Origin of the sequence: Chloroflexus sp. MS-CIW-1 (assembly GCF_030444705.1) — a bacterium.
Classification (GTDB): Bacteria; Chloroflexota; Chloroflexia; order Chloroflexales; family Chloroflexaceae; genus Chloroflexus.
Genome location: NZ_JAUBWR010000002.1, coordinates 442,530 through 457,066 on the forward strand (window position 1 = coordinate 442,530; position 14,537 = coordinate 457,066).

The 14,537-nt window shown below is 57.2% G+C and carries 7 protein-coding genes; 2 read left to right on the plus strand and 5 right to left on the minus strand.

Annotation, left to right across the window (positions count from 1 at the left end):
- Positions 1-236: 236 nt before the first annotated feature.
- The 4 genes from QTO31_RS14765 to QTO31_RS14780 all read right to left on the minus strand — a co-directional run bounded on the left by QTO31_RS14765 (position 237) and on the right by QTO31_RS14780 (position 5,596).
- Entirely contained in the window at positions 237-2,576 is a 2,340-nt protein-coding gene (locus QTO31_RS14765; RefSeq protein ID WP_301429843.1) for a sialidase family protein, read from the minus strand.
- A 22-nt stretch (positions 2,577-2,598) separates the two neighbouring features.
- Entirely contained in the window at positions 2,599-3,369 is a 771-nt protein-coding gene (locus QTO31_RS14770; RefSeq protein WP_301429845.1) for a hypothetical protein, read from the minus strand.
- 38 nt (positions 3,370-3,407) lie between these two features.
- Positions 3,408-4,673 (minus strand): glycosyltransferase family 4 protein, encoded by a 1,266-nt coding sequence (locus QTO31_RS14775; protein ID WP_301429846.1) that lies wholly within the window; start codon positions 4,671-4,673, stop codon positions 3,408-3,410.
- Positions 4,674-4,747: 74 nt separating this feature from the next.
- Positions 4,748-5,596 carry a class I SAM-dependent methyltransferase gene (locus QTO31_RS14780; protein ID WP_301429847.1) on the minus strand — a complete coding sequence of 283 codons (849 nt, stop codon included), beginning with the start codon at positions 5,594-5,596 and terminating at the stop codon, positions 4,748-4,750.
- Between the two features lie 357 nt (positions 5,597-5,953).
- Here QTO31_RS14780 and hemN point away from each other — a divergent pair, with 357 nt between their 5' ends.
- Together hemN and hemG are read left to right on the plus strand one after the other, a co-directional pair.
- Positions 5,954-7,327 (plus strand): oxygen-independent coproporphyrinogen III oxidase, encoded by a 1,374-nt coding sequence (gene hemN / locus QTO31_RS14785; protein ID WP_301429848.1) that lies wholly within the window; start codon positions 5,954-5,956, stop codon positions 7,325-7,327.
- A gap of 12 nt (positions 7,328-7,339) precedes the next feature.
- Positions 7,340-8,776: a protoporphyrinogen oxidase gene (gene hemG / locus QTO31_RS14790; RefSeq protein ID WP_301429850.1), complete on the plus strand. Its 1,437-nt coding sequence runs from the start codon at positions 7,340-7,342 to the stop codon at positions 8,774-8,776.
- Positions 8,777-8,912: 136 nt separating this feature from the next.
- Here hemG and QTO31_RS14795 read toward each other — a convergent pair whose 3' ends face one another.
- The gene (locus tag QTO31_RS14795) at positions 8,913-13,649 is read right to left on the minus strand and encodes a clostripain-related cysteine peptidase (protein WP_301429851.1); all 4,737 of its coding nucleotides are present in this window, start codon (positions 13,647-13,649) and stop codon (positions 8,913-8,915) included.
- Positions 13,650-14,537 lie beyond the last annotated feature (888 nt).

Here is a 14,537-nt window from a genome sequence, read left to right on the forward strand (position 1 = left end):
GATTACAGAGCAACGCTATCGCGGGGCCGTCGTGATGATGCAGGTGCTACATAGGAGCGTAGTGTTGCCGCACCCATGTGTTGCCGGGAAGAATACCACCGCATGAGTATGAGATCAGTTTGGGAACCACCTACTGTTCCAATGTCAGACCTGGCACCTACCCAACACTCCACCTTCCTGCCTTTGTGCTCTGCTTGAAAGGGGCACAGACAGCCCTGTGCCCCACATGTACTTCATCAGCGTGATGTTAATGGGATATAGGTACGCACCGGTGTAAGCGTACTGGTAGCCGTCGTCTCCAGAACTGTATCACCAATATTACCGGCACGATCGATGAGGCGCACGTAAATATGGAAAGTTTGCTCGGGCGCACTGGTCATAGCCATCGTGACCCCAGGTGCATTCGCCATACTCCAGGACGGCACGGTAAATTGACCACCGTTGAAATCAACCTTCGTTGCAATCCAGCGCAGCGTAGATGCAGTGGCCGGATTAGAGACTGCGTTCGGACTTACGGCAATCAAGACACCTAAGATACCGTTGGTCTCAGTCACTGTTGCCGTAGAGAGATCAAAGGTGAAATCCTGAAGAATATCGCCTAACGGTGAATCGGTTGCCGTAATAATCTCACTTCCGCTGAGCGTCATCTGCGGTGGAATACGGTCAAGGCGGATTGTCCTGGTAACGGTTTGCGAATTCCCCAGCCGGTCGTACACTCGTACCACCACCGGGTAATCACCATCCGGCGATGGTGGTGAGAAGGTAGTACCAGGTAAAGGAACGATAGCATTCAGCGTACCTTCGACATCAAGATCGCTTGTGACAGCCAACTCAGCCGTGCTGGCAGCCACTCTGACCCGTGAAACCTGTGAACAATCACCACCATCGCTAACCGATAGCCAGACCTGCGTTGTCGGTGTACTACCGGGGTCGAGATCACGCACCGAGTAGTTGGAAGCATACCAGCTCGCCGTATCGTACAACAGCGGATTGGCAACCTGAACAGTCGCTACAAGATTGGTGTCAATGATTACGCTTGCCTTGCGCTCCATTGTCTCCACGACAGGCGCAGTCCCATTTCGCCGCAACTGCGTGTACAACGTGCGTGGCGTACAATCGTTGACATTCAGGAAAGCTGGAGGAATAGGGACAGTCAATTCGGTGGTAGCAGTGGCATTAGATGCCAATGGTACCCAACCACCAGAGTCGTTTTCGGTATCGGTAGGTGGCGCACCCCACCGCCAGCGTACACTCACATCTTGCGGCGTAGACCCAAGGCCGGGGAAAGTCACCTTAATCGAGGTACGACCATCACCGCCAACCCGAGCTGCGCCGCCTTCGATCAAGGGATCAGAGCCGAATGGGGAACCAGGAGCTTTGAAGAGGGCATAACGGAGAAACGGTGTCTCACCGTTAAACAATTCATGGGCTACATGCATGTAGAAGCCACTGCCTGAACTGTTAACGCCCCAGGCATTGAACAGGGGGCCAGACGTCGCCGACTCTATGGGGCCGAGGAACGTACCATTTGCATACCGGAACGCATAGTTAAGCCGATTCTGGCTCCGGCTCCCTGGAGTACGAATCCACGAGATGTGTAAGTTGCCATACGGATCGATACTTACCGAAACCTGACCATCTCCCTTATCACCGGTCAGGCGTGATCGGGGCCACACCTGATTGTCAAAAAAGTTGCTGATGTCTTTTTCAGCGTAGAATACACCGCTATCTGCGTGGCGATAACCGACATAGATTTTGCCATTATAGATGGCAACGCTACTATCAGCGTAGTGGTTATTATCACCGAGATTGACATCCACCGGTACGCTGAAGCCATTGCCCTGCCACAATGAAACCATCACGTGCAGCGGACGTGGTGCGTCGCGCGTAAAGGTCAGCGCGACTTCGCCGTTGGTGCCTGAAGCTAACTGCACGACGGCGCGATACGCCTTCATCCCAAAAGCACGCGCCACGGGCGCCCATGAGGAACCACCGTTGTCAGAATACGAGTAGTAGATAGAGGCATCATCACCGGTAAAGTCATCGCGCCAGACAGCGATAATGCGCCCATTCTGGGGACCGCCATTCACCACGGTAAGCGCAGGTCGCACCGGAAAAGCAAGGTTGCGAGTTATCTCGAAGATTGCGCCCCAATTTCCGGCGGTATCGCGCTTGCGAAACCGCATAATCTTTGCTGCCTGATCGATCCAGAGCGTTAGGACCTCGCCGGAGGGTGAGGTTGCGATGGCACTGTTGATGTATTCGGGATTGAGAGATGTGCGGGATGTGGTACCTAACGTAAAGGGACTTGGAAATGCCGTGCCGGTCTCCGTCTTTGTCCAGACCCGAGCTTTGCCATCGGAAGCTCCGCTCGATTCCGCAATCCCTATCAAATGCACTTGATCATTGAAAGTTGCCGCTTGGGGCAGCTTGAGGTTTGCACTGTTAGGCAAAACGGTCTCAACCAGTAATTGTAGCGGAGCTTGAGCTGCCGTCGGGATGGCAGATGGCAGCGTACTAATGAGCAAGGTCAGAAGTGCGGATAGCACAAACACGGTGCGGAAGAGTATCTTCATGGATCTGCTCCTCGGAGTTCATTCACGGGCTGACGATGAAATCATCGAACAGGATGCCACCAATGGCACGGGTGTAGACCCCAACTTGCCCTGCCGGTAACGGTTGGGCATCGTTGGCTTGCATCAGCAGCTTGCCATCGAGACGGGCGGTCAGGGTGTTCCCGCGCACCTCCAGCTCGATCACGTGCCACTGGCGCGGGGCAAAGCCCGGCCCCTCCACCGTTGCCAGCGGCGTCACTACCCCATCCACCACCTTTTCTAGCGCGTATTTCGGCGTTGCCTCGTACTCGCGCTTCAGCAGGCGTAGGACATAATAGCGCGCCTCGTAGCCAACCTCACCCTGATAGCGAGCGACCACCCCGGCAATCCCGTTAAACTCATCGTAGAAACTCACCCGCACGACACCATCGGTGAACGTGGTGGGCGCCAGCAGCGTGACCTGGGCGAGCGAGCTGTTGCGCAATTCACCGGCAAAATCCTGGCGCAAGCGGCCATTGTCGATGACCCAGTTGGCACGGTCTTCAGGTAAGACGAAATCAAGCTCGACGGACTGCCAGACAGTCAGGCTGTCGGCAGTAGCGAAATCGGCCACGAACTGCGGACCGGTGGCCAGGCTGGCGGGGACGGTCGGGTTGGGGCCGATGGTGGGGGCTGGTGGTTCGGGCGGATACTGCAAGATTGGCCCTCCCTCTTCGGCCTGACCGGGACGAAAGGCCAGGAAGAGGGCTACACCTATTGCCAGTAGCGTAGCCGCCAGCGCAATGATGGGTACAACACTGGTTCTTCGCGGCATGAAATTCCTCCTTAACAGATGTATAACAACATCGACAGTTATTGACCGAGCATCGGTGCTGGCATTGGCTGACCGTGCAAGGCAGTCTGGTACAGACTAGCCAGATCGTCTGCGATGCACGCTGATGAGAACTGCGGCGCCAATGCTGCTGCCCGTTCGCTATAGGTTTGCCATACACCCGGATCTCGCAGGAGAGACACAATTGCCTCACCAATGGCCGGTCCTGAACGTGGTTCAACAACGAGACCAGCCTGAGCTACTGCCACATAGGCACTCGCACCGGTCGTGCGCGTAACGACCGGCGGCGTACCAACTGCACAGGCTTCAATTACCACCCGACTAAACGACTCGGCGACCGACGGGACAACCACGACATCTGCACCGGCCAGATAAGTACGGGCTTCGTGGTGCGGGATAGCACCGGTAAAAATCACATCAGTTGCAACCCCTAATTCCAGTGCCCGGCGACGGAGAAATGCACCGTAATCGCCGAAACGTGGTGTTGAGCGATTCGGTCCGACAATGACTACTTGTGGTGAAAGACCGGCAGTGCGGATGGTGGGGATGGCTTCAACCAGGTAGGCAATTCCTTTGAAGGGATGGAGCCGGTTGAGACTGACAATGATGGGGCGGGATGGATCGAGACGATGGCGAGCAACAATAATTTCCCGACTGTGGGCACGAAACGCACTCAGCGGCGTATCGTGCGGCGGAAAGCTATCGGCGGTAATGTTATATGGGATGGCCGTTACCTTAGCCGGTGGTGCACCACGAGCGATGGCCAGCTCCCGAATCTGTGGTGAATCGGCCCGGATCACTCGTGCGCGCCGAAACACCAGTGGCAACACAGCACGTACTGCCGGAAAGCGCGCATAGCCATAGTCATATTCAGGTTCGGCCATCACATCGGCGCCGGGTAAGGTTACGGCCAGCGGTGGTACCCGTCTACCGGCAAGCAGTGCGGCGAAGCCGAGTGGAAATGCCGTTTCCACGTGACAAAGATCATAAGTTGGATTGGTTGCAAAGAAACGGCGCATCCCAACAATCGCACTTGTCAGATAGGGGTAGAAAAAGAGTGCAGCCAACGCACGATTGGCAAGCTGCGTTGTGAAACGACCACGCGAAGGCAAGCGATGAACAACGATCCCATCTTCTACCGTGCAAGTAGGTTGGGACTGCGCAGGGGCCAGACTGAGGACTTCGGCGGTGATCCCCAACTCGCGCCAGGCATGAATGACCTCAGTATGAATCCGATTGCCCATCGCTGCACTATCGTAGCGCGGTAATATGTAGATGACTCGCATGGTCGATTCCATCCCAGACCTATCCTACCATGACTCAGACGTATGCTTGAGGAAATTTGTTCCGAACCAGCAGATCACGATCGCGACCTTACATCAGGTTTGCGCAGCGTAAACATCACATAGAGGGGATCGCTGCGATCAAACCGCTCTTCGAGCGGATGAACGATCCAGGCCAGCAGCAAATCTTTGAGAATAAAGGTGCGCCAGAAGCGGGTCAGCCTGGTTTCGTGGTAGCGCCAGTTGAGGATCGAGCGACCGAATCCACGCAGCGGACTGATCTGTAAACCTGCCGGCTGAACGTACACACGCTGAATGTCGTCGTCAGTGTAGAAACGGAAGAAGGAACCGGCTTTCCCCTCTTGGACAAAGGCATTACGAGCTACCCGCTTAAAACGGCGAATACCCTCGAAAAAGCCGGTTCGCTCGCTACTCGTGTAGGGAATCGTGATGACCGCAATACCACCAGGCGCCAATACTCTGCCAATTTCACGGCCAACCGCTTCATCATCGGGAATATGCTCGAGCGTCGAGACAGCCGCAATGCGGGATACTGTATCAGATCGGAAAGGCATCGCTGTGGCGCTGGCGACCAGTGGGAAGAAGCGACCATCACCTGGGCGTGCTGTGGCCACTCGTTTGGCCTGTTGCCAGCGTACCCGATCCGGATCGAGTTCGAGGACAACAACATCAACTCCCTCTTTCGCCAGCATATGTGGAAAGGAGGAAGTTCCCGATCCAATATCGACAACCAGATCACCACGACGAACATCGAGTGCTCTGGTGGCCCAAGGATATTCAATTAATCGCCAGAGACTAAAATCGTTAACCGTGCGACGCAGGATACGCCAGCCGTTGAGCGCCACTTCATAGATAATACAGCGGAGCGCACTCAAACGAATCGGTCGTTGTTGTGAACGTCTCATGAACATCACCATTATGCTATTGTTCCGCCTGAATGCGGCATCACAGTATAGCACGAGAACAGCCGACTCTCGATGATGAGCGGTTGACAATTACCTCATTAAAAGAAAAAATATTTATCATCGTTGTCCTTCGATAACGAAAGCTGGTGTCACACACTGGCCCTCTAGCGCACTACTATCGGTCAAAAGCCGATCATGCCACGCTGAGAGATATCTTTTTCAGATGTTCAAATGATTGACTATCATGCTACAATCAGACTAATCATGTGCTTTTGAGAAAAACCTGGTGATCATATTTTTTCTGGGCCTGTAGTTTGAAAACTGAACTACATCATTTCTGCGACAAGAGGGGCTGTTATGACTGTCGAGATTACTCGCGAAACGATTGATCGCTACAATCGACCCGGCCCGCGCTACACCAGCTATCCGACCGTTCCCCATTGGAGCAACACGTTTACCGCTGAAGATTATCTGGCTGCACTGCACGATGTTGCGGTCACCAACGACCCGATCAGCGTCTACGTGCATTTACCCTTTTGTGCTGAACGTTGTGCCTACTGTGGGTGCAATGCCACATCGACACGGCGGCCCGCGGTCGTTGATCAGTATCTTGATCGGATCGAACATGAGCTAGCGATGATTACGGCACACCTGAATACAGGTCGACGAGTCGTACAGTTGCACTGGGGCGGCGGCACACCCAACTTTTTGAATGAAGCACAAACTCGACGCTTGATGGGATTGTTGAGAGCCGCCTTTACCATTGCTCCCGACGCCGAGGTCGCACTCGAAGTTGATCCGAGGATCGGTAGTCGTGAACAGGTTTTTCTCTTCCGCGAGCTAGGATTCAACCGCATTAGCTTCGGGGTACAGGATATTGCTCAGGAAGTACAGATTGCAATTGGGCGCATTCAGCCTCTCTGGCAGACCGAGAACATGGTGCGAGCGGCGCGTGACGCCGGATTTAGCAGCATTAACATCGATCTTGTCTACGGCTTACCCTATCAAACCCCGGCCAGCTTTGCTATGACCCTCCAGGCGATGATCGATCTTCACCCTGATCGGATTGCCTGTTTTAGCTATGCCCATCTACCACAGGCCCGCCCCAATCAGAAACGGGTGGATGCCCGTCAATTGCCAACCGGTTACGATAAGTTTCAACTGTTCCGACAAGCGATTGAAACCTTAACCGCCGTCGGGTATGAATGGATCGGGATGGATCATTTCGCCCTGGCGAACGATGAGTTGGCGATAGCAGCACGCGAGCGGCGGTTACAGCGCAATTTTATGGGTTATACCGTCTTACCGGCACCCCACCAGATCGGCTTCGGGATGAGTGCAATTGGCGATCTTGCCGGACGGTATGTACAAAACGACTCCGGTCTAGGACGTTACCAGCGTGCCATCGACGAAGGGCGTCTCCCAATTACACGCGGAATGCGGCTCAGCGACGACGATCTTATGCGGCGTCATGCTATCATGCATTTGATGTGCAATCTCGAAGTTCCATTTGATCTGCGCCTCCCACCCCACGGCTGGCGCTTGGGTGATGTTTTTACGGCTGAAATTGAACGAATAGCGGCGTATGCCGATGATCATCTGGTGGTGGTTGAGCCGAACCGCTTACGAGTAACCGACCGCGGTCGCTTCTTCGTTAGAAACCTGGCGATGGAACTTGACCGGTATCTCCAGCAAGCAACAGAACGACCGATCTTCTCGAGCACAGTATAAGGAGGATTACGCATGATAGCGGCCTATGACAGTGTGGTAATCGGAGGCGGAATCGGTGGTTTAGCAGCAGCCTATACCCTTTATAAGCGCGGGTACCGTGTCCTGGTTATCGAGGCCGCCAATCGGGTCGGTGGGGTGATCCATAGCATCACGACGCCGGAAGGTTTTACACTCGATTGCGGGCCAAATACGCTAGGGACGAAAGATGTACGGTTATGGCAAGAACTGGTTGATTTAGGGCTTCGTGAACGGATTACTCTGGCGGAGCGTTGTAGTAAACGTCGTTTCATTTTGATTAAGGGCCGGCCAATCGAGATACCAACCTCACCGATTGGCCTGATCGGCACGTCATTACTCTCGTGGCAGGGCAAAGCGCGTGTCCTGGCGGAGCCATTTGTTAACCTCAAACCAGGCAGTGGTGATGAGAGTGTTGCTGCCTTTTTTGCGCGCCGCATTGGTCCTGAAGCTACGAACCATCTGATCGACCCCTTCGTTGCTGGGGTATACGCCGGTAATCCACAGCACCTCTCGGTTGCAGCCGTCTTTCCATCGTTATGGGAAGCAGCGCAGCGGGGTGGCAGCATCGTGCGGGGCATGCTGAGGAAACCGAAGGATAAAGCTCGCCTGAGCGAACCGAAGATGCGTAGCCGTACCTTTAGTTTTCGTGGCGGGTTGGCGGAATGGCCGCTCGCTCTGGCGCGGGCGTTAGGCGCAGGGAATGTCTGGACTGAGCGGCAAGCAGTTCGCCTACAGCAACGTGGCTCGCTGTGGGAAGTGACCGTTGATGGCGCAAACGGTCTGGAGACGATCAGCAGTCGGAGTGTGATCATTGCTACCCCCGCATACGCTGCGGCCAACCTGATCGAGTCAGTTGATGCACAAGCCGCCGCTGCCCTGCGCGGGATCCCGTATGCGCCAGTTGCAGTCGTCCATCTCGGTTTTCGGCGGTCTCAGCTCAGTCGTGAGTTGTGCGGTTTTGGTGTGTTAGCTCCATCGAGCGAACAGCGACAATTTCTTGGTATCCTCTGGACATCGAGCATCTTCCCGCACGTAGCGCCACCTGATCGAGTGCTCACAACAACTCTGAGTGGTGGTGCAATCCGGCCAGAGCTAGTCGATCAGAGCGAAGAAGCGCTGATTGAGGCGGCCATTCGCGATCATCAGCAACTTCTGGGGATCAACGGTCAACCCATCCTCACGCACGTCACACGCTGGCGTCATGCCATCGCCCAATATACGTTTGGTCACCGTGAACGAATCACAACGTTGGAACGGCTTGAACAGCGTCTCCCGACCTTGCAATTGACCGGCAGCTACCGTGACGGTGTTGGCGTACCGAAGACGTGGGCCAACGGCGTGCAAGCGGCTGAGCGCGTTGCTGTGGCTCTGGCCGAGCAAGGGGATGTAATGGTGAGGAGTGAGGGGAGAGGAGTGAGGAGTGAAGAGTGAGAGATAGGGACATTTGGTGCCTTCACCTTCCCCCAGCCCCCTTCTTCTCCCACATGGAGAGAGGAAGGGGGAGTGCGTCCACGCACCTTCCCCCTAGATCCCGTCCGCTCTCACCAGAGAGGATCGCGCCCTGCGGCTAGAGCCCACGCACGACCAGGGGCACGTACACGACGTCGTTTGGCTGAAGCATAAGCAATAAGGTCGGTGGCTCCATCTCAGTACCGAATAATCCTGTCACGCCAAAGTAGTCAACGAGAAAATCGTCCCATTGACTATTACTCGTGAACTGGAACATCCGGTCGGCCATATACGTTCGGTACCCGCTCCCACCTGACCAGAATGGGTAGTAGAGACTCACCCCGTAGGCCTGGTCGAGATTGATCGCACTACCAGCATACTGACCACTCGCTCGCCTTGAAAGGACCACCAACTGCGTGCGCACCTTATCCATCAACTCCTGAGCGGCAGTACTGATAGACACGTTGGGGAGCGACCGTACCAGACTCGCCCAGTGGTAGAGGTCGATATACTCATCCTGTGGGTCGTTTACATAGGCGGGTGAGCGCGAATCGAACGTTTGCACCTGCTGACGGATGTTTTTCAGCGGCGTTTGCACGCTGGCTATTTCATTTTTGAGCAGGATGACAAGCTGATCGAGGGCCTGACGCACCGATTCGACCTGTCCCAGATCGAGCACCGCGATCGTGCGTGGCTTATCGGTGAGTTGAGGATGGTTGAAATAGCGTTCGGCGATCTGCGTCGCCAGGGTGCGCGGGGTACTCTCGGCACTCACACTGGCAATCACCTCGTCTAGGCCGGACAGCATCGTGGCGTCCTGGATGCTCACCTGCGCTGCGTAATCGCGGTAGGCAAAGACCGACCAGGCCAAGTACTGTGAAGCAATCAGATAATGGGCGTAGTCGCGTATCTCATACGCATGCTCGAACAGGGCCATCGAGCAGGAATCGTAATGAACAATATCAATCTTGCGCTGCCCATTGTTCGTTGCTTCGCGTAAAGCTAACCGGATTTCCTCGGCGTCAAGAACATCATCCCTATCGTTCCAATCCGGCCCGATGCCGACCAGGCCATTGCCGTGTCCGGCCAGGGCCAGGTAGGAATATTGGGCCGGGTAGCGCTCCCGCGCCCACTGAACAAACGCCTGAAGGGTTTGCGGGTTGCCCATATTAAGCTCACCCAGCGGCTCGCGCTGTACCCCTGTTGCCCCAAATACCAGGCGCTGCGTGTCACCGTTTCGGGGACCATCGACCACGGCCACGATAAGAACATTGGGGTTCGCTGCTGCTCGTTCGAGGGCCTGAAGCGCACGTTCTACGTAGCGATAAAGGTCATTATCACCGTTGAGGTAGAGCATAAAGAGGAAGTGCGAACAATCGGCAGTGGTGGCGGTTAGCTCTTCGCTCATTGCCGACTCGCCAACGGTGTTGTAGGCGCTAACCCGATAGCGATAGCTCTGACCGCAGGTCAGACCGGTATCGGTGTAGGTGGTGATATTCGCGACCAGAGTGGCAATGCGAGTGCCGTTGCGATAGAGGTGGAAGCCGGTTTCGTTCACCGCATTGTCCTGCCAGGTGAGGGTGATGCTGGTGGTGGTGCGCCCGGTTTGGCGCAGGTTGGTGGGGGTTTGGGGTAGCGCGGGTGTGGCCGTCGGCGTAGGCGTGGCTGTCGGGGATGGAGTTGCTGTTGGGATGGCCGTGGCCGTCGGCGTAGGCGTGGCTGTCGGGGATGGGGTCGCCGTTAGGGTGGGCGTCCCATCGTTCACCCTCGTCCACTCCAGCGCAAGGCTCGCCACGCCCTGCTGATCCCAGTGCTCAAGCAGCAGCTTGTGATAGCCCGCCGACAGCTCAACGGTCACCTCGCGGGTGGGCGACTGCGGCTGCCAGGACTCGACCACCAGCCGGTCATCGACCCAGAAACGCACGCCATCGTCGGCGCGGATGGTGAAGCGGTAGCGTCCGGCAGTCGGGAAGTTCACATAGCGCATCCAGCGGCTGGTGAAATGGTCGGCGGGGATGGTCGCCGCCGGTTGCCCGGTCCACGACCGGTTCAGGAACAGGTCGGGCACATTTTCAACATGCAGCACCGGCCCGGCAAGCCAGTCGTTGGCGAAGAACTCGCCGCGCCAGGCATTTGGGTAGTCTGTCCCGAACACCTGGATGCGGTAATTGCCCGTATCCGCGACATAGACCGTACCGTCAGGTGCAACCGCCACGTCGGCAGGTCTGCTGAACTGCCCGTCGCCGCTGCCCTCTGACCCCCACGCACCGAGAAGGGTTCCGCTGGCGTTGAAGCGCTGGATGCGGTGGTTGCCCGTATCTGCGACATAGACCGTGCCATCGGGCGCGACGGCCACGCCGGACGGATTGCTGAACTGCCCGTTGCCACTGCCCCATGAACCCCAACCCCACGCGCCAAGGAAGGTTCCGGTTGCGCTGAAGCGCTGGATGCGGTAATTGCCCGTATCCGCGACATAGACCGTACCGTCAGGTGCAACCGCCACGTCGGCAGGTCTGCTGAACTGCCCGTCGCCGCTGCCCTCTGACCCCCACGCACCGAGAAGGGTTCCGCTGGCGTTGAAGCGCTGGATGCGGTGGTTGCCCGTATCTGCGACATAGACCGTGCCATCGGGCGCGACGGCCACGCCGGAAGGATAGTTGAACTGCCCGTTGCCGCTGCCACCTGATCCCCACACACCGAGGAAGGCACCATCGGCGCTGAAGCGCTGGATGCGGTGGTTGCCCCTATCCGCCACGTAAACCGTGCCGTCGGGCGCGACGGCCACGTCGGAAGTCCCGGCGAACTGCCCGTCGCCGCTGCCCTCTGACCCCCACGCGCCGAGGAAGACTCCGCTGGCGCTGAAACGCTGGATGCGGTGATTGTAGTGATTGTATAGATCGTATTGAGCCGCCACGTAGACCGTGCCGTCGGGCGCAGTGGCTACGCTGGAAGTACTTCCCCATCCCCATATGGTGTCTCCTCTGTACCGCGACCCCCACGCGCCGAGGAAGGTTCCGCTGGCGTTGAAGCGCTGGATGCGGTGGTTGCCGCTATCCGCCACGTAAACCGTGCCGTCGGGCGCGACGGCCACGTCGGAAGGATTGCTGAACCGCCCATCGGCGCTGCCAGACGATCCCCACGTGCCAAGGAACGCGCCGGTGGCGCTGAAGCGCTGGATGCGGTAGTTGCCGCTATCCGCGACGTAGACCGTGCCGTCAGGTGCTACCGCCACGCCGGAAGGGCTTTTGAATTGCCCGTTGTTGGTGCCCCATGACCCCCACGTGCCAAGGAACGCGCCGGTGGCGCTGAAGCGCTGGATGCGGTAGTTGCCGCTATCCGCGACGTAGACCGTGCCGTCAGGTGCTACCGCTACGCCGGAAGGTCTGTTGAATTGCCCGTTGTTGGTGCCCCATGACCCCCACGAGCCAAGGAACGTGCCGGTGGCGCTAAAGCGCTGGATGCGGTAATTGCCCGTATCCGCGACATAGACCGTACCGTCAGGTGCAACCGCCACGTCGGCAGGTCTGCTGAACTGCCCGTCGCTGCTACCCTGCGCCCCCCACGCGCCGAGGAAGGTTCCGCTGGCGCTGAAACGCTGGATGCGGTGGTTGCCGGTGTCTGCCACATAGACGGTGCCATCGGGCGCCGCTGCTACGCCGGAAGGATTGCTGAACTGCCCGTTGCCACTGCCCCATGAACCCCACGCGCCGAGGAAGGTTCCGCTGGCGCTGAAGCGCTGGATGCGGTGGTTGTCTCTATCCGCCACATAGACCGTGCCGTCGGGCGCGACGGCCACGCCGGAAGGCTCGGCGAACTGCCCGTTGCCGCTGCCACCTGATCCCCACACACCGAGGAAGGCACCATCGGCGCTGAAGCGCTGGATGCGGTAGTTGCCGCTATCCGCCACGTAAACCGTGCCATCGGGCGCGACGGCCACGCCGGAAGGATATTTGAACTGCCCATAGCCGCCGCCCCATGACCCCCACGCGCCGAGGAAGACTCCGCTGGCGCTGAAGCGCTGGATGCGGTGGTTGCCGTAGTAATTAACACTATCCGCCACGTAAACCGTGCCGTCGGGCGCGACGGCCACGTCGGAAGTCAGGGCGAACTGCCCGTCGCCGCTGCCCTCTGACCCCCACGCGCCGAGGAAGACTCCGCTGGCGCTGAAACGCTGGATGCGGTAGGCATCCGCCACATAGACCGTGCCATCGGGCGCGACGGCCACGCCGGAAGGATTGCTGATGAACTGCCCGTCGCCGATGCCGGGTGATCCCCACGCGCCGAGGAAGGTTCCGCTGGCGCTGAAACGCTGGATGCGGTAGTTGCCGGTATCCGCCACATAGACCGTGCCATCGGGCGCGACGGCCACGCCGGAAGGATAGTTGAACTGCCCGTTGCCGCTGCCACCTGATCCCCACACACCGAGGAAGGCACCATCGGCGCTGAAGCGCTGGATGCGGTGGTTGCCCCTATCCGCCACGTAAACCGTGCCGTCGGGCGCCACTGCCACATCAGAGGGACTGTTGAACTGCCCGTCACCGCTGCCGCGTAATCCCCACCCGCCGAGGAACTCGCCGGTGGCGCTGAAGCGATGGATGCGGCCATACCAGGATTCCACCACGTAGACAGTGCCGTCGGGCGCCACGGCCACGTCGGAAGGAATGTTGAACTGCCCCACGGTCGCATGGGCGCCGACGGCAAACTGAAAGACGCGGTACGGCTGTGTCTGCTGTGTCGTGACACCGCCAGCAGGTGCGGCGGCAGCGATACTCTCACTAACGATCGATCTTTCGGTGGTGACCGAGTTCCCCAATCCTACGCCGATGACCGCTATGATGATGGTGAGGGTGATCACGAAACGATACCTCGACTGCACTGCGATCCTCCGTTGAATTCTGAACTGATGCGAGTCGAACGGGAAATGTAATCCACACGTTTCAATTTGCTATTACCAACTATCTTGAGCCGATTCTTTATCGGTTCTCTATATAGAGACGTGCCAGCAGAGTAAATTTGGCAGTGGGTAAAACATGTCTAACAACCGCAATCGACGTGGGCTTGAACATACTCAGCATTCATAGCTCCCCTTCAACGCTCGTTGTGGGGAGAAGCGGTGAAACTCTAAGTGAGAATGTGTTCAATTGATTGTTTAAATGCCCTATCTAGTATATCCGGTATGTTACCAGGACCGAATTACCTGGATGTATCGGTTTGGAGATTATAGCCGTTTCTGTATTTATCAAGGCGAGGGATCACCCCTCGTTAGCACACTGGCGTGGTGTGTAGCACCCTGCGCCCGTGGGGTTTTGAGCGTTTTCAGCGCTCGTGCGGGAAATGGTGCTCCCCGTACCCTCCCTCGGCCCCAGTCCGCTCCCACACAGGGAGCGGATGGAGGAGTGTGAGGTCTCGCCTGTTGGTATAGGTGATGATGTTCACCCGCCGAGGTATGGGCGCGAGGCGCAGCAGCGCTTCGCCTCGTCAGCGCGAGCGATCATTTCCAACTGTTCACGTCAGGATGCGGGGCAGCGTTTTTCGGCTTGACAGAGATGGATGGCTGGAATACGTGAACCAACTATGCTGGTAACGAAAAATCCGTTACTGGCAAGATTTTTGCGTGCTATACCGGTGATTCGGCTATGCTTTCAAATTCGATCTCTACTTTGCTATTCTCATTGATTGCTGTTTAAAATATTTTATGGTGTATCTTTCGAGTTGCTTCTGATCCGAATTCATGATTAAATAA

Excerpts from the sequence above, each read along its gene's own strand:
- hemG (WP_301429850.1), top strand. The coding sequence starts at position 7,340 with ATGATAGCGGCCTATGACAGTGTGGTAATCGGAGGCGGAATCGGTGGT.
- hemN (WP_301429848.1), top strand. The coding sequence starts at position 5,954 with ATGACTGTCGAGATTACTCGCGAAACGATTGATCGCTACAATCGACCC.
- QTO31_RS14770 (WP_301429845.1), bottom strand. The coding sequence starts at position 3,369 with ATGCCGCGAAGAACCAGTGTTGTACCCATCATTGCGCTGGCGGCTACG.
- QTO31_RS14775 (WP_301429846.1), bottom strand. The coding sequence starts at position 4,673 with ATGCGAGTCATCTACATATTACCGCGCTACGATAGTGCAGCGATGGGC.
- QTO31_RS14765 (WP_301429843.1), bottom strand. The coding sequence starts at position 2,576 with ATGAAGATACTCTTCCGCACCGTGTTTGTGCTATCCGCACTTCTGACC.
- QTO31_RS14780 (WP_301429847.1), bottom strand. The coding sequence starts at position 5,596 with ATGAGACGTTCACAACAACGACCGATTCGTTTGAGTGCGCTCCGCTGT.